At 63.0% G+C, this 15420-nt stretch carries 14 protein-coding genes and 1 tRNA gene; 8 read left to right on the top strand and 7 right to left on the bottom strand.

Going from position 1 to position 15420, the window contains the following annotated elements; translation table 11 throughout:
* Positions 1-189 precede the first annotated feature (189 nt).
* Together FJ942_RS14135 and FJ942_RS14130 are read left to right on the top strand one after the other, a co-directional pair.
* Positions 190-474, top strand: a complete 285-nt coding sequence (locus tag FJ942_RS14135) for a helix-turn-helix transcriptional regulator (RefSeq protein WP_140560581.1) — start codon at positions 190-192, stop codon at positions 472-474.
* Between the two features lie 139 nt (positions 475-613).
* Positions 614-1075: a YbaK/EbsC family protein gene (locus FJ942_RS14130; protein WP_140673304.1), complete on the top strand. Its 462-nt coding sequence runs from the start codon at positions 614-616 to the stop codon at positions 1073-1075.
* Between the two features lie 46 nt (positions 1076-1121).
* On the opposite strand, the gene FJ942_RS14125 is transcribed toward FJ942_RS14130, so the two are convergent.
* Positions 1122-1198: transfer RNA gene (locus FJ942_RS14125), tRNA-Pro, on the bottom strand.
* A gap of 389 nt (positions 1199-1587) precedes the next feature.
* Between FJ942_RS14125 and FJ942_RS14120 the strand changes: the two genes are divergently transcribed.
* The 3 genes from FJ942_RS14120 to FJ942_RS14110 all read left to right on the top strand — a co-directional run bounded on the left by FJ942_RS14120 (position 1588) and on the right by FJ942_RS14110 (position 4265).
* Positions 1588-2985 carry a cytochrome B6 gene (locus tag FJ942_RS14120; protein WP_140897987.1) on the top strand — a complete coding sequence of 466 codons (1398 nt, stop codon included), beginning with the start codon at positions 1588-1590 and terminating at the stop codon, positions 2983-2985.
* A gap of 49 nt (positions 2986-3034) precedes the next feature.
* Entirely contained in the window at positions 3035-3637 is a 603-nt protein-coding gene (locus FJ942_RS14115; protein WP_140897985.1) for a DUF4142 domain-containing protein, read from the top strand.
* A 118-nt stretch (positions 3638-3755) separates the two neighbouring features.
* Entirely contained in the window at positions 3756-4265 is a 510-nt protein-coding gene (locus FJ942_RS14110; protein WP_140897983.1) for a DUF892 family protein, read from the top strand.
* Positions 4266-4345: 80 nt separating this feature from the next.
* On the opposite strand, the gene FJ942_RS14105 is transcribed toward FJ942_RS14110, so the two are convergent.
* The 4 genes from FJ942_RS14105 to FJ942_RS14090 form a co-directional block, all read right to left on the bottom strand.
* A complete protein-coding gene (locus tag FJ942_RS14105; protein ID WP_140897981.1) occupies positions 4346-5629 on the bottom strand; it encodes an O-antigen ligase family protein in 1284 nt (427 codons plus the stop codon).
* The gene (locus tag FJ942_RS14100) at positions 5626-7161 is read right to left on the bottom strand and encodes an undecaprenyl-phosphate glucose phosphotransferase (protein WP_140493986.1); all 1536 of its coding nucleotides are present in this window, start codon (positions 7159-7161) and stop codon (positions 5626-5628) included. The genes FJ942_RS14105 and FJ942_RS14100 overlap by 4 nt, the downstream gene beginning before the upstream one ends.
* A gap of 93 nt (positions 7162-7254) precedes the next feature.
* The gene (locus FJ942_RS14095; protein ID WP_140897979.1) at positions 7255-8385 is read right to left on the bottom strand and encodes a glycosyltransferase family 4 protein; all 1131 of its coding nucleotides are present in this window, start codon (positions 8383-8385) and stop codon (positions 7255-7257) included.
* Positions 8386-8394: 9 nt separating this feature from the next.
* On the bottom strand, positions 8395-8958 hold the full coding sequence (locus tag FJ942_RS14090) for a polysaccharide biosynthesis/export family protein (RefSeq protein WP_140493982.1): 564 nt from the start codon (positions 8956-8958) through the stop codon (positions 8395-8397).
* A 253-nt stretch (positions 8959-9211) separates the two neighbouring features.
* Here FJ942_RS14090 and FJ942_RS14085 point away from each other — a divergent pair, with 253 nt between their 5' ends.
* Positions 9212-11461 (top strand): exopolysaccharide transport family protein, encoded by a 2250-nt coding sequence (locus FJ942_RS14085; RefSeq protein WP_140897977.1) that lies wholly within the window; start codon positions 9212-9214, stop codon positions 11459-11461.
* Between the two features lie 46 nt (positions 11462-11507).
* On the opposite strand, the gene FJ942_RS14080 is transcribed toward FJ942_RS14085, so the two are convergent.
* The gene (locus tag FJ942_RS14080) at positions 11508-12734 is read right to left on the bottom strand and encodes a GNAT family N-acetyltransferase (RefSeq protein WP_140556981.1); all 1227 of its coding nucleotides are present in this window, start codon (positions 12732-12734) and stop codon (positions 11508-11510) included.
* A gap of 88 nt (positions 12735-12822) precedes the next feature.
* Between FJ942_RS14080 and FJ942_RS14075 the strand changes: the two genes are divergently transcribed.
* Entirely contained in the window at positions 12823-13881 is a 1059-nt protein-coding gene (locus FJ942_RS14075) for a polysaccharide deacetylase family protein (protein ID WP_140556979.1), read from the top strand.
* A gap of 16 nt (positions 13882-13897) precedes the next feature.
* Here FJ942_RS14075 and FJ942_RS14070 read toward each other — a convergent pair whose 3' ends face one another.
* On the bottom strand, positions 13898-14113 hold the full coding sequence (locus FJ942_RS14070; RefSeq protein ID WP_140556977.1) for a DUF2842 domain-containing protein: 216 nt from the start codon (positions 14111-14113) through the stop codon (positions 13898-13900).
* A 183-nt stretch (positions 14114-14296) separates the two neighbouring features.
* Between FJ942_RS14070 and FJ942_RS14065 the strand changes: the two genes are divergently transcribed.
* A complete protein-coding gene (locus FJ942_RS14065) occupies positions 14297-15385 on the top strand; it encodes a COX15/CtaA family protein (protein WP_140515730.1) in 1089 nt (362 codons plus the stop codon).
* The last annotated feature ends 35 nt before the right edge of the window (positions 15386-15420 follow it).

Below are 15420 nucleotides of genomic sequence, written 5' to 3'. Positions count from 1 at the left end.
CGAGCGACGAGGTGATCAGGTGTTCAAAAGAACTTGATCGAGAGCGGTTGCGAGCGGCGTGCGCCAGGCATGGTTCACGATGCTGTGACGGCCAGTTTGTGACTTGGCAAATCACCCGCAAGCGGGCATGTTCTCGCCGTCTCAGGCAACACCATTTTCATCAAACTCTTTCAGCCAACGGAGTTGCCAATGCCATACAGTGCAAAGCGCGAACCCCTCCCGGAACTGGTTGCCAGCGAAGCCGGGCAAGGCCATAGCGCCCTAAGAACGATTCGGGAAACCAAGGGATACAGTGTCGAGGAGCTTTCCCTGACAACCGGTCTGGCGGTCGACGAAATCGAGGATATCGAGAACGGCAGGACGGCCGATCCGTCGCAGCTGCGCCGTATTGCGTCGGCGCTTCGGCTTCCTCAGGAGGCGCTGCTCGGCACGGCCGTGCAGGCGCGGGCCGCGCAAGACCGCCCCGCGCTGTAGCGCCAGTGCCATGCATGTTCGAAAACCCGCCGGGGACCTTGGCGGGTTTTCTGTTTGCCGTGACTGAAGGCCTTGGCACGTGTTTATGGACGCGCCGGCCTAGCTTGCTGCTTCGTCATTTCGATCCGCGGGGGTTTCGATGAGCCTGGAATCCGTTCGTGCCTTTTTCGCCAGCAAGGCGCCCGATATCGACGTGATCGTGACCGAGGCGAGTTCGGCGACCGTAGCATTGGCTGCGCAGGCACACGGCGTGTTGCCGGCGCAGATCGCAAAGACGATCTGCCTTCGCGTCGGCGAACGCACCATGCTGGTCGTGACCTGCGGCACCGCCAGGCTGGACAATCGCAAGTTCAAGGATCGGTTCGGCAGTAAGCCGCGCATGCTGGAGGCCGCTGAGGTTATCGAGGCAACCAGCCATCCGGTCGGCGGTGTCTGCCCGTTCGGCCTGCCGGCGCCGCTGCCGGTCTATTGCGACGTGTCGCTGCGCGGTTTCGAAGAGGTCGTGCCTGCCGCCGGCGCCACCAACGCGGCGGTGCGGATCGCACCGCAGCGCATGGCTGATCTCACCGGCGCCGAATGGGTCGATGTGTGCCAGGGGTAGATGGCGATCGATGAGACGGACTTTGGGGGTAAGTCCTTGTTTAAAATGGTCGGAGTGGCCGGATTCGAACCGACGACCCCTTGACCCCCAGTCAAGTGCGCTACCGGGCTGCGCTACACTCCGGACCGCGCAAAGCCATATATATTCGAGGCTTGGCGCGCAAGCGCTAAAACCGCCTCCGGAAGCAGAACCAACCATCGTCGATAAATCGCGTCAAACCTGACCGGAAGTCCCACGGGCGTTCCCGGGTCGCTCCGTGGACCATGCCATGAGCAAGGCTTCCTTCAGAGTAAATGCCTCCACCTGTCGGGGCCCTCTTGGCCGGGAATTGCTTTCCAAACGTGGCGTCGCCGTTCGAGGCGGGGAAGATGTCGCCCTGCATTCAGAGATGACGAGCCCGGCGATGGCTCAATCCGGTGGCGGAAATAAATTCCCTTTCGCCAACTCCCGCCTTGGAACAAACCGCCCCCGGTCCGGTTTGGCAACCGTCCGGGGAACTTAGGAGGGACGAAATGACCGGCAAACTCCATATCGGCCTTCCGTGCGCGATCATCGTCGCGGCGGCCAGCATGAGTGCGTTCTCGGATCCGCTGCCTCCTGACATCACCTATCGGCCATTGCCGAGCCAGCCCTTTTCCGCGGTGAAAGCCGATGACGAGGCGCAGAAGCCTGGCGTGATGGAGCGTCAGAAAAAGCTTTTGGAGCAACGTTATGATCTGGCTGACCGTCCGATACCGGGCGTGATGATGACCGACGGCAAGAAGCCGGTCCAGGGTGGCGTCAGGGTCAAGCTGGCGGGTGGCTCGACCTGGGACAGGCTAAGCTCGATGAGCCCCGGCGATATTCGTGACCAGGGTCTTCTGCCGGCTGGCTTCCTGCCGCTACCTCATGTCAAGCAGGCTGCCGGAGGCCAAGTGTTTCCCGAGAAGGAAATCCGCGAGATCGGCCGCCAGGAAGGCCGTGATCTGCGCCGCTTCGACGTCGATTTCGATCTTCCCGATCACCTGACGCCCGAATTCCCGCCACCGATTTTCCTGACCACCCACCCTGAGCTCGGCGATGTCTCGCGCGGCGAGCTGCTTACCATCCGCAATTACTACGAGATCATGAACGGCATCATCACCCCAGTACAGATGGAGGGTTTGCGGCTTCTGCTGACGCCATTCCCGCAGGAAGAGTTCAATCAGACCGAGGACCGCAAGGTCGCTGGCCAGAGCATGGGTGTCGCCTGCCTTGATTGCCATTCCAATTTCAACACTAACGCCGCCTTCCATCAGACACCCGACATCAGGCCGCAGGCGGCGCGCTTCCGTCTCGACACCACCAGTCTGCGCGGCCTCTTCAACCAGCAGATACATGGATCGAAGCGCTCATTGCGGTCTGTGGAGGATTTCACCGAATTCGAGCAGCGCACCGCGTATTTCAATGGCGATCATGTCAGTGCCACCCGTAAGGGCGTCAACCTGCCTGACCGCCCGAACCAGGTGGCGATGATGGCACAGATGCAAAACATCATCGATTTCCCGCCGGCGCCTAAGCTCGATCCGTTTGGCCGCCTCGATCCGGCACTGGCGTCAGCAGAGGAATTGAAAGGGGAAGCGGTGTTCATGGGCAAGGGCCGCTGCTCCCAATGCCACAATCCCCAGACGTCCTTCATGGACAACAACATGCACGATCTGAAGCTCGATCGTTTCTACAAGCCAGGACAGACCGTCAACGACATGGTCGAGCTTCCCGACGGTCCGATCAAGACGTTCACGCTGCGCGGCATCAAGGACACGCCGCCCTATTTGCATGACGGCCGCCTGATGACGCTCGCCGACACGGTCGAGTTCTTCAATCTGGTGCTGGGCACCAAACTCGACCAATCGGAAAAGGACGCGCTGGTCGCCTATCTGCTCGTGCTCTGAGAAAGCGCGCCGTGATATCCGGCGCGATACGCTTCCCGAGGAGGTTCGCATGCGTCTACTCGCAACTGTCGTGGGGCTTGCGCTTCTGCCTGCCGCCACCGCCTTCGCCCAGTTCGGCAATCCGGCTGGCATGGCGCCGGACACGATGAAGGAATCTCCCGGCAAGCCAATGCCTCACCAAACCAACTATCAGGACCGGCTGTTCGCGCAGCTTACCGCTGCTGGCGGTCTGGCCGAGGTCCGCTTCGGCGAGCTTGCCGGAAAATCCGAAAATGCCGCGGTGAAAGACTTTGCCCGCAGGATGGTTGACGACCACCAGAGGGCGAACGACAGGCTGAAGTCGCTCGCCGAAGCGGCCAAGATGCCGCTTCCGTCTGGGCTGGATGCCGAGCACGAGGAGATGCGTACCAGGCTGGAAAAGCTTACAGGCGTCGAATTCGATCTGGCTTACATCAGCGGCCAGATCGTCGACCATCAGAAGACTGTGCAACTCCTTGAATGGGAGATCGGCTCCGGCCAGGATCCGGATGTCCAGCATTTCGCCTCGGATATCCTGCCGGCCGTGCTGGAGCACCTGCGAATGGCGCGGGACGTCCGCAGCAAGCTGGTGAACCCGGCATTGGCCGATGCCTCGGGCCAGAGCAAGAAGTGACCGTCGCGTCGGCGGCCAATCCGCGCGTTGGCAGCGCCTCTGGCCGAACCTGCCATAGTCCGGGCGGAACCATCCTCTCCGCTCGCGGTTTGGGCGAGCAACCCAAAGGGAGAGCTTCATGACACAATCGCGCGACTGGTTGATACAGTGGCTGAGAGACGCTCACGCCATGGAGGAGCAGGCCGAGACGATGCTCTCCGGGCAACTGTCACGCCTCGAAAGCTATCCGGAACTCCGCAACCGCATCCGTCAGCATCTCGACGAGACGCGGCAGCAGGCCTCGCGCCTCAAAAGCTGTCTTGACCGGATCGGAGAGGGATCCTCCGCGATGAAAGACGCAGGCGGCAAGCTCACCGCCATGGCCCAGTCGATCAGCGGCGTGTTTGCCGGCGACGAGGTGATGAAGGGCTCGCTCGCCAGCTATACTTTCGAGCATATGGAGATTGCCTCCTACATGATGCTCATCGCCGCGGCCAACGCCGAAGGGGAGGTCGAGGTGGCGCGTGTGTGTGAACAGAATCTGCGCGAAGAGGAGGCGATGGGGGATTGGCTCAAGAGCCATCTCGCCGAGACGACGCAGATGTTCCTGTCTCGCGCCGCGGCCGACAGCGATGCCGCAAAACGATGATCGGGCCTGTCATCGCGTCGAATTTCGCCGGCCATGATCGTGCGACAGCGGCAGCGCGCGCTGCCTGTCGGCGGCGGCGACTATCGAGCCGATAGCGCTCCGCGATCAGATGAAGCTTTCGGCATTGCCAGCCGCACTTGCCGCACTTGCCGCTGATGACGGTGTTCCAGCGCAATCGCGCCCCAGACCAATCCGAGCAGCAGATAGACGTGGCGCCAATGGTCGATGTCGATGAAGGTGCCGAGCCCGACATTGCCGATGAAGGCGACATAGGCGCATAGGAGATAGGGCTGCCATGGCCGGTCGCGCAGCAAGATGCGGAATCCGGCACATATCGTCCAGATGACGAGCGTCAGGAACGATACGAAGCCGAGCCAGCCATAATCCATCAGCATCTTCAGCCAGATGTCGTGGGTGTCCTCGCCGAAGATGGTGCCGAACACCAGAGGCCCGATGCCGAACGGGTGCTCCATCGCCATTTGGAAGCCGATTGCATAGCGGGCGAAGCGGCCGAGGCGGGCGGTGTCGTAGCTCTGTTCGAGATGGGCACGGTTGGAGAACATCTCCGCCACGCCGGGCAGCTGCAGGATGACGATCATGGCGATCGTCAGCAGCGACAGTGCCGCGATGGTCATCACCACCACGCGCAGCCGGAACATGCCGCTGTTGCTCTGCAGGAACAGGCAGCCGGTGAGCAGAACGGCAGAGACGGCAAACATGCCCCAGGCGCCGCGCGAGAAGGAGAAGAAGATGCCTGATGTGATGATGAGCAGCGGCACCGCCAGCAGCGGCATGCGCGAGACCGGCCCGGTCAGCAGCAGATAGAGCAGATAGATGCCGGGCAGAACCAGGAACGGCCCGAACACGTTCGGGTCCTGGAAGGCGCCTGCGGCGCGGTCGTATTTGGTGAACATCTCCGCGCCCGGGAAGGCATGGAAATAGCCTGCTATGCCGAGCAGCGAAGTCATCACCGCGGATACGACATAGGCAATGAAGATCAGCCGGTAGAGGCTCGGCTGCGTGGCGGTGACCGATGCGAAGAAGACCGCGCTGAAGGCGAGAAACAGCGACACTGCAAGGTAGAGCGGCGTGTTGGCGAGGTCTGACATCTGCGTCATGGCGATCATGCCGCCAATATTCATCGTCACCAGAAGCACCAGCAGCGGCGCGGCCGCGCGCGAAATCCTCAAACCGAAAAGCGCCCAGATGGCGATCAGGCCGGCCATGTAGATTTCGTAAGGAGCCGGCTCGCTGATAACGAAGCCGGAAAGCAGGATGCCGAGCCCGACCGCGCCCGAGGAAATCAGTGCGATCAGCTTGGCATTGACCGCCGCGCGCGGCAGGTCATGGGTGACCGCGCTCAATAGGCGTTTTCCGTGTTGAGCAGCCGGATCGGCGTCAGGAACAGGATCCGCAGGTCGAACAGCATCGACCAGTTCTCGATATAATAGAGGTCGTATTCCGTCCGCATGCGGATCTTCTCGTTGGTGTCCATCTCGCCGCGCCAGCCATTGATCTGCGCCCAGCCGGTGACGCCGGGCTTGACCTTGTGGCGCGCGAAATAGCCGTCGACCACTTCGTTGTAGAGCAGGTTGTGCGACTGCGCGGCAATCGCGTGCGGCCGCGGGCCGACCAGCGACAGCGAACCCAAGAGCGAATTGAAGAACTGCGGCAGCTCGTCGATCGAGGTCTTGCGGATGAAGCGGCCGACGCGGGTGACGCGCGGGTCGTTCTTGGTGACCGTCTGTCTGGCGGTCGGGTCCGACCGGTCGGCATACATCGAGCGGAATTTGTAGACTTCGATCACCTCATTGTTGAAACCATGCCGCTTCTGGCGAAACAGCACCGGTCCCTTGCTGTCGAGCTTGATGGCGATAGCGGTCGCCAGCATCACCGGTGAGAACACGACGATGCCGATCAGGCTGAAAACGATGTCGAAGGCGCGCTTGGCCACCGAATCCCAGTCGTTGATCGGCTTGTCGAAGATGTCGAGCATCGGCACCGAGCCGATGTAGGAATAGGCGCGTGGACGAAACTGCAGCGCGTTCGAATGCGCCGACAGCCGGATGTCGACCGGCAGCACCCACAGTTTCTTCAGCAATTGCAGCACGCGCGATTCGGCGGTCAGCGGCAGCGACACGATCAGCATGTCGATGCGGGCGATGCGGGCGAATTCGATCAGCTCCGAGATTGTGCCGAGCTTAGGATAGCCGGCGACGATAGGCGGCGAGCGTTTGTCGCTGCGATCGTCGAAAATGCCGCAAATGCGGATGTCGTTGTAGGGCTGCCTCTCGACCGAGCGGATCAGGACCTCCGCTGCCTTGCCGCCGCCGACGATGACGGCGCGCCGCTCCATGTGGCCGTCGCGCGCCCAGCGCCGGATCAGCTTCGACATCACCAGCCGCAGGCCGAAGATGAGAATGAAACCGACGGCGAACCAAGTGCCGAACAGCAATCGTGAATAGTTTTCAGATATCTTCATCACGAATGCCGTCAGCGCCATGAGGGCGAACGTGCCGGCCCAGACCAGCAGCAAACGGCCAAAATTGGCGATCGGCCGCATGAGTGAGACGATCTGGTAGCAATCGGTGACGTCGAGCAGCACCACTGCAAGGAACGACGCGGCGGCGATCGTCAGCGGATATTGCCAGGCGAAATAGTTGAAGAAGCCGACAAAGTAGAAATAGACGCCGAGGCCGGAAAGGAACAGCACTGCGAACTCGACCATCCGCAGGACGCCGCTGACCATGATCGGCGACATCGTATCGCGCCGGTATTGCGAGGCGACCTGACGGGCGACATCATTCATGCCGCCCGGCATGCCGCCATCGGTCGGGGTGTCGAGTTTGCGCACAGCCTCTGCCGAAAAGCGGTGCACGGGATCGATCTCGTTCATGGGATTTCCGCAAGCTTCCCCCAGGCAATAGCAAAAGAGAGCTAAGAAACCCTTGAAACAACGCGTGGCTTTGGAAGGGCTTGGGCTTGTGGTTTATTTGGCCAGCGCCGCGAAATACGCTTTCTCGATCTCGGCGGCCATGACATCGGCTCCGAAGCGTGCCTCCAGATCGGCGCGATCGGGCATCAGTTTTCGATAGGCGGCGGGATCGGCCAGCGCTTCGGCCATCTTGTCGGAAAGCTGCAGCGGATCAGGCCTGATCAGGGCAGGGGAATCGGCACCGAAGATCTCCGGTATGCCGCCAACGGCCGTGGCGATCATCGGTTTTCCCGCAGCCAGCGTCTCCAGCACGACATAGGGCAATGCTTCGGCGCGCGAGGGAACGACGACCAGCGCGGCCAGCGCAAAGGCATCCCTGGCAGGCATCGGCGGCAGGAAACGCACATTGCCGTCAAGCCCGAGCCGCTTCACTTGCGCGCGATAGCGAGGCAGGTTGTCGCCGTCGCCCACCATGACCGCGCCCAGCGGGCGTCCGAGCCGTGTCCCCGCAAGGGCCAGCGCGTCGATGAAGATGTCGGGTCCCTTGAGGTCACGCATCATGCCGATGTAGAGCAGGTCCACCATTCCGGGCTTCTCCGGAACGGGGTCGAACTCAGCCGCGCGCAGGCCATTGTAGATCAGCGCGTTCGGAATGGGCGCCTCGCCGACCTTCCTGCGATAGGTGCGTCGCTCATAGTCCGAGACGAACAGCAGACAGTCGGTGAAGTGAGCCATGGATCGCTCGAGCGCGAAGAACAGCTTTCCCGTGAACGTGCTCTCGTCATAGTGGAGAGAACCGCCATGCGGCGAATAAAGGCGGGCTACGCGAGACCTTGATACCCGCAACAGTGAGCCGAACAGACGGGCATAGGCGCCACCCTTGGCGCCGTGCCCGTGCAGCACGTCCGGCCGCAATTCCTTGATGATTCCGTAGGTCCGCCAGGCCGAGGCGAGATCGCCCAATCCGACATGGCGCTGCATCGGCGTGCGATGGATGCCGAGCGCCAGCATGGCCTTCATCCGCTCGAACAGGCGCTCCTCGAATTCCCCGCCTGTGGTCGAATCGCACACGATGCCGACCGAATGGCCGGCGGCGACCTGAGCTTCCGCGAGGTCCCGCACATGCCGAAAGATCCCGCCGACAGGTGAACGAAAGCAATGGACGATCCTGAGTTTGTCCGCCACGTGTGTTCGTCAGAACAGACGTTCGCGCACATAGACGGTATCTCCGGGCAGCAGCGGGTCCGACGTAACAACCCGGCCGGTCATCACCTTCCCGTTGATATCTCGGGTGATGTCGACGCTTTCCTGGTTGGCGCGCGGCGTGAAGCCGCCGGCAATGGCGACGGCTTTCTGAACGGTGAGGCCGGGCACATAGGAATACTGGCCGGCGGCGCCCACTTCGCCCATGACGAAGATAGGCCTGTAGCGGTCGATCTCGACGGAAACGTCAGGATCGCGCAGATAGCCTTGGCGCAATTTGTCGGCGATTTCCTTTTCCATCTGCTGGGCGGTGTGGCCACGGGCCGGCACGGCACCGACCAGCGGGAAGGAGAGATAGCCGGACTGGTCGACACTATAGGTGTTGGTCAGCCCGTCCTGCTCGAACACGGTGACGCGGACGCGGTCGCCGGCGCCCAGGCGATAGGGTTGATCGAGCACCTCGTGGAAGGCGGCCGGCGTCGGCCGGTAGCTGGAGCAGCCGGCAAGCATCGACACGGCAAGCAGCGCGCGAAAAAGGGAAGCAGTGCTTTTCATGACAGGACACATACCTTCGACTGGCCGCTGCGGCGTCGCAGCAAACATCTGAGAGCGCGTCCGTTATCGTCCTGTTAGGGTTAATGGCCGGTAAAGGGTACGACCGATACGGCATCGATCGACAGGAGTTTTACAACTTTGGCGATTTTGCTTGGCGCCTCCCAGTAAGTCCTGACGGAAGCTTGCTGTGATCTTAACGGCTGAGTTACCATAGTTGTTTACGGTGCACGCGATCCGTATCGGAGTAGGATGCATGTCCGTTCAGTCCACGGCCGCAGACGTTGACGTCGAACTTGGGCAGCTCTTCGCCAGCCTGGCGAGGAACTGGCTGCGAATATTGGTCGTCTCCCTGGTGGTCACCGGGTTGGCGTTTGCGCTCGCTTCGCTGGCAACCAAGCACTACAAGGCCCAGACGCAGGTTCAGATCGATACGCGTGAATCCGTCTACACGCGCCCCGCCGGCAGTAATGACAGCGACAAGCCGATCCTCGATGAGCAAGGCGTCGCCACCCAGGTCCAGATCATTTCGTCCAACGAAATCCTGAAGCGGGTGGCGCAGAAGCTTGATCTGTCGCGATTGCACGAATTCGATGAAACTGTCGATATGTCGCCTCTCAGCCGCCTGCTGATCCTGGTGGGGTTGAAGAACGATCCCCTGGATATCCCGGTCGATGAGCGCGTCCTGAAGAAGATGCGCGAGAAGCTCAACGTCTATGGCGTCGAAAAGACGCGTATCATCGCCATCGAGTTCTCCTCGGAAGATCCCAAGCTCGCGGCTGCTATCCCCGATGCCATTGCCGCCGCCTACATTGCCGGGCAGGGCGCGGCCAAGCTCGAATCCAACACCGCCGCGGCGGACTTCCTGGCTCCCGAGATCGCCGATTTGCAGAAGCAGGTCAGGGATGCCGAGGCCAAGGTCGCCGCCTATCGCGCCCAGTCGGACCTTCTGGTGGGCGGCAACAATTCTGTGCTCGCCACCCAACAACTGGCCGAACTGTCGACCGAATTGTCGCGGGTGCGGGCCAACCGCGCCGCCGCCGAAGGCACCGCCGACAGCGTGCGCAAGGCGCTGCAGAATGGCGGCTCGCTGGATTCGCTGCCCGAGGTACTGTCATCCGATCTGATCCAGCGCTTGCGCGAACGGCAGGTCGAACTGCGCGCCAACATCGCCGACCTGTCGACGACGCTGCTCGACAATCATCCGCGCATCCGCGCGGCAAAATCGCAGCTGGCCGATCTCGACGCGCAGATCCGCAGTGAAGCTCAAAAGGTGATGAAGGGCCTGGCGATGCAGGCCGATGCCGCCAAGTCACGTGAGAGCCAGCTCGTCGCCGACGTCAACACGCTGAAGGCGGCTTCCGCGGAGGCAGGCGAACAGCAGGTCGGTCTCGATGCGCTGCAGCGTGACGCTGCCGCCAAGCGCCAGCAGCTCGAACTTTACCTGACCAACTACCGCGAGGCGGCTTCGCGCCAGGATCGCAATTACGTGCCGGTCGACGCGCGTGTCATCTCGAAGGCCGTAGTGCCTTCCGAGGCCTACTTCCCCAAGATCGGGCCGATCGTCGGTGCTGCTTTTGCCGCCTCGCTTTTGCTCATGTCGGTGTTCACGCTGCTGCGCGAACTCTTTTCCGGCCGCGCCATGCGCCCGGCCAGCGGCGCTCGCTTCGAGCCGATCGACGAGGTGGCGATGCCGGTCGCGGCCAGGGAAACGACGATCATTCCAGAGTCCGGGCCTGAGCACCACGCTGAGAAAGCGGTGGAACCGGAGATGATGGTGGAACCGGATCTGCCCTCGCCGGCGGAATCTGCCATAGAGGTCGAACCCGCCGCCGGCCCACCGGTCGCCGAAACCGTCCCTGTTGCCGAGGCCGTCCCGGTCGCCAAAACCAGGCCGCGTTCGGTGCTGGGCGAGATCGACGTTGAAAAAGCGGCGGAAAAGCTGATCGCAAGCGGCGCCGCGCGCGCCATCTTCGTGTCGCCCGAAGGTGACGAGGCGGCCGCGTCCGCGATCCTGGTGGCGCGTGAGGCCTCCGACGCCGGCCTGCGCGTGCTGCTGCTCGACCTCACGGCTTCCGGCGCCGCCTCGCGACCGATGCTCGACAGCGGACTGTTCCCGGGCATCACCAATCTGCTCGCGTCGCAGGCGCAGTTCAGCGAAGTCATCCACCCCGACCTCTATTCCGACTGCCATGTCATTCCTGTCGGCACCGCCGATCCGGTTCGCGCCATGCGCGCCGCCGACCGGCTGCCGATCATCATGCAATCGCTGACCACCGCCTATGACCTGGTGGTGGTCGAATGCGGTCCCGCCGACGCCCAAGGCATCAGCCGTCTGGGTGGGGATGCGACCGAGGTGTTCCTCTCCATGCTGGAGCCGGATGATGAGGTGACGCAGGCCGCCGTCAAGCTGATCGAGAATGGCTATCCGGAGTTGACGCTGGTGACCCCGCTCGGCCACGAACCGCCGGGCACCCCGGTGCCGGGAAGGCGCTCGGCGGCTTGAGTCCGATGAGCGGCGCTTGTGGTCATCACGTTGGAAGGTGGGCGGGTTAGCTACCGTCCTCGGCGGGCGCCGGCGCCTGGCCAGCGGCCTTGCGACGCAGCAGCTTGGTCAGCTTCCAGATCGTCGGACTGTTCTTGACGACGGCTTTCAGCCTGGCGCTTTGCCGCAGCCCCAGCGCCAGTGCGCGGCCTTTCGACGTCAGCGGAACCAGCACCTCGAAGTGCTGCGTTTCGATATCGCACCATAAACGCTTGTACGGCTCGTCGCCGACCGAGAAATCATAGACGTCGAAACCCGCCTCGCAGGCTTCCTGGATATTGTCGAAGAACAGGAAGTCGCCGGGGCTGGTGTGGGCGAGGTCATCCTCGGCGATCGCGCCGAACTCGCAGATCAGCCGTTTGCCCGAGCGGCTCGATCCGGTCACGGCGCGAAGCTTGCCGGCGACCTCGAGCCCGTGCAGCACGAAGGAGGGCTTATCCTCGGCAAGCGCCTCGGTGAACAGAGCACGGAAGAACGCGCGCACTTGATTGTCGCCGAAGACGTTGGCGATGCCCATCCTGCGGAAGCGGGATTCCTTCATCTCGAAAAAGCCGTCGAGCAGCCGGCCGACCTCGTCCACGGTCCGCGCCTCGATGCGCCGATGGCTGCCGATGGCCTCGAACTTGCGCGTCTGCGAGCGGTGCTTCTTGCGTTTGCGCTTTCCGTTTGCGCGAGAGAGCAGTGCATCGAAACCGCCGACCAGGTCGACGGCGAGCGACAGGTTCGGGCTGTCGAAATAATCGAACGAGGCGAGTGGGTTGGCTACGCCATCGAGGTCGGGCAGCAGGCGTTCGAAGGCGACGAGATCGATGTCGGGGCGAGCCTCGGCTATGGCCGCCAGGGTCGAACGAATAGCCGCACTGTCCGCCCTGGCAAGCCATTGCGGGTCGGCGGCGACGAAATTGCCATTGGCGTGGCGGCCGCCCATGAAGCGGGCAACACGGAATGGCCCATGGCCGACGACCTCCAGCGCCAGTGCGAAAACCGGTCTGCCTTCGCAATTCAGCATCGCCACGACCGGGTCCGGCTCGACCTGCGCGGCCCAGTTGCGGATCCAAGCCGCGCTCTGCGCCGGCGCGAACACGGCGGAGCGGCAGAACGCGGCATAGGCCGCGAGCCCATCGGCGGAAGCGGTGGAAACCGACAGCCCAGCCGGCTCTATTGGCGGCACACTGGGCGGGGCTTCGATTGCCGCCAGGCGATTGCCGTCAAATGACGCGGCCGCGTCAACCATACCTCAATCCTTAGGGCGTATTGCTGCCGATTTGGGGGCGCTCAGGCGTATCCGTGCTTGGTTCAGCCTAGGCGCAAAAGGTGAAGGAATGATCGACGGCGGGGAGGCAATCCGAAAGCTGGCGCTCAACGTCGCCCGCTATACCGGCCTCGCACCGCTGGCCAAACCGCTGGTCGGCGGTATTGGCGCCATCCTCATGCTGCACCGCGTTACGGCAAAGCCCGAAAAGCCCGACAGCGTCAACCGTCATCTCAACATTGCGCCCGACTTCCTCGACGCCATGATCGCCGGCCTGAAGGCGGATGGCTACGCCTTCGTCTCGATGGACGAGGCGGTGGAGCGTATCGCGGCGCGCGGCAAGGGCGGCCAGTTCGCCGCCATCACCGCCGACGACGCCTATCGCGACAACATGACCGAAGCCTTGCCGGTGCTGGAAAAGCACGGCGCGCCGATCACCATCTATGTGGCTCCGGGGCTGATCAACGGCACTGCGGATCTGTGGTGGGACGTGGTCGAGGATCTCGTCAACGCGGGCGATCGCCTGACCCTGACGACGTCCGACGGGCAAACGACGATCGACTGCACCAGCCCGGCCAAAAAGCTCCAGGCCATCGCACGGCTGCACACCTATCTCACCACCGAGGTTCGCGAGGAGGACCTGCGCGCCGTGCTGCGCGAACTGGCGCATGCGAAAGGCGTCGACGCCGGCCGGCCGCGCGTAGACACGCTGATGACCTGGTCGGAGATCCGCGCGATCGCAGCGCATCCGCTGGTAACGATCGGTGCTCATACGATCAACCACAGCAATCTGAAGCGGCTTTCAGAAGCCGACGCGCGGCACGAAATCGTCGGGGTGAAGTCCATCCTGCGAGCCGAGCTGGGCGAGGAGCCGCGCCATTTCGCCTATCCCTACGGCTATGCCAGCGCCGTCGGCTGCCGCGAAGTGGGCTTTGTCCGCGATGCCGGCTACACCTCGGCCGTGACCACCCGTCATGGCGTGCTGCGCGCCGAACACGCCGGCTTCCTGCACGCATTGCCGCGCATCTCGGTCAACGGCCGTTATCAGAACCTCGCCCACATCCGCACCATGCTGTCTGGCGTGACGACGCCGCTCGCCAATGCCGGAAAGATGGTGGTCACCATCTGAGGCCGACCGGCAACGGTCAGCGCTTGGGCCGAGGCTCCAGCATCAGCCATTTGATGATGCCCATGGCCGGCAGCACCCAGAGCAGGCCGCTTAGCAGGAAGAACAGGAAATGCGTCCACGGGCCCGCCTCGGACAGCCGGGCGACCGCGAAGATCGATGCGACCAGCGCGTAGATGACGACAAGCGCCACCAGCAGGAACATTCCGATCAGCTTTTTCAGGCGCACGGGCATGGTTGGCCTCCTGGAGCCGGGGTAAAGTGCGGCCCAGCTCAATGTGTCGGCTTGGCCATAGGCCTTGACGCGAAGCTGTGCAACCCGACAGACGCGGCGCGACGGCGTGCCGCGCCGCCCGGTCTTGCATGCGGGAATGCGATGGTCCACCAATCCGCGACTTCAACCTGCCGGGATAAATCCATGGCCGCCATTACTGCCGCGCCTTACGAGGCGCGTGACCGCGATCTGCACAACCGCGCGCTGGTGCGCGGCTGGCTCTACGTGGTGCTTCTGGTGCTGTTCGCGCTGGTGCTGGTCGGCGGCGCCACAAGGCTCACCGAGTCCGGCCTGTCGATCACCGAGTGGCAGCCGATCCACGGCGTCATCCCGCCGCTCAACGACGCCGAATGGCAAGAGGAATTCCAGCGTTATCAGCAGATCCCGCAATATGCCGAGCTCAACAAGGGCATGAGCATCGAGGCATTCAAGTCGATCTTCTGGTGGGAGTGGGCGCATCGGCTCCTGGCGCGCAGCGTCGGCCTGGTCTTTGCCTTGCCGCTGCTGTTCTTCTGGGCGGCGCGCCGCATCGAGCGCGGACTGGGGCCGAAGCTGGTCGGCATCCTGCTTCTCGGCGGTCTGCAAGGCGCCATCGGCTGGTGGATGGTTGCCTCGGGTCTGGTCGACCGCGTCTCGGTCAGCCAGTACCGGCTCGCCACCCATCTGACGCTTGCCGCCCTGATCTTCACGGCGACCATGGTCGTCGCGCGCGGCCTGGCGCCGCATTCGGAACCTGCGGCCGATCGTTCGACCCAGAAACTGGCTGGTTTCATAGTGCTTCTGGCGCTGATCCAGATCTATCTCGGCGGTCTGGTCGCCGGGCTCCACGCTGGCCTGAGCTACAACACCTGGCCGCTGATGGACGGCAAGATCATTCCCGGCGATCTGCTGATCCTGGAGCCGGCATGGCGCAATTTCTTCGAAAGCCCCAAGACGGTGCAGTTCGTGCACCGGATCGGCGCCTACACGGTGTTCGTCGTCGCCCTGTGGCACATGATCGCCACGCGTCGCCGTCTGCCCGGTTCAACGCATGCTCGTCGCGCGACGCTGTTGTTTGCCCTGGTGCTGGTGCAGGCCTCCGTCGGCATCGGCACGCTGTTGATGCATGTGCCGCTGCACATGGCGCTGACCCACCAGGGATTCGCGTTGATCGTGCTGGGGTTCGCCGCCGCGCATTGGCGCGGCACCAAGGGCGCATATCCCTTGCCCCACGAGATCGCCCTCGGACGCTGAGTCTCTCCGGTCACATCCAGAACGTTCGACTGCGC

It is taken from the genome of Mesorhizobium sp. B2-4-2, assembly GCF_006442845.1.
In the GTDB taxonomy this organism is placed as follows: Bacteria; Pseudomonadota; Alphaproteobacteria; order Rhizobiales; family Rhizobiaceae; genus Mesorhizobium.
This window is presented reverse-complemented; position numbering and strand designations above follow the sequence as displayed.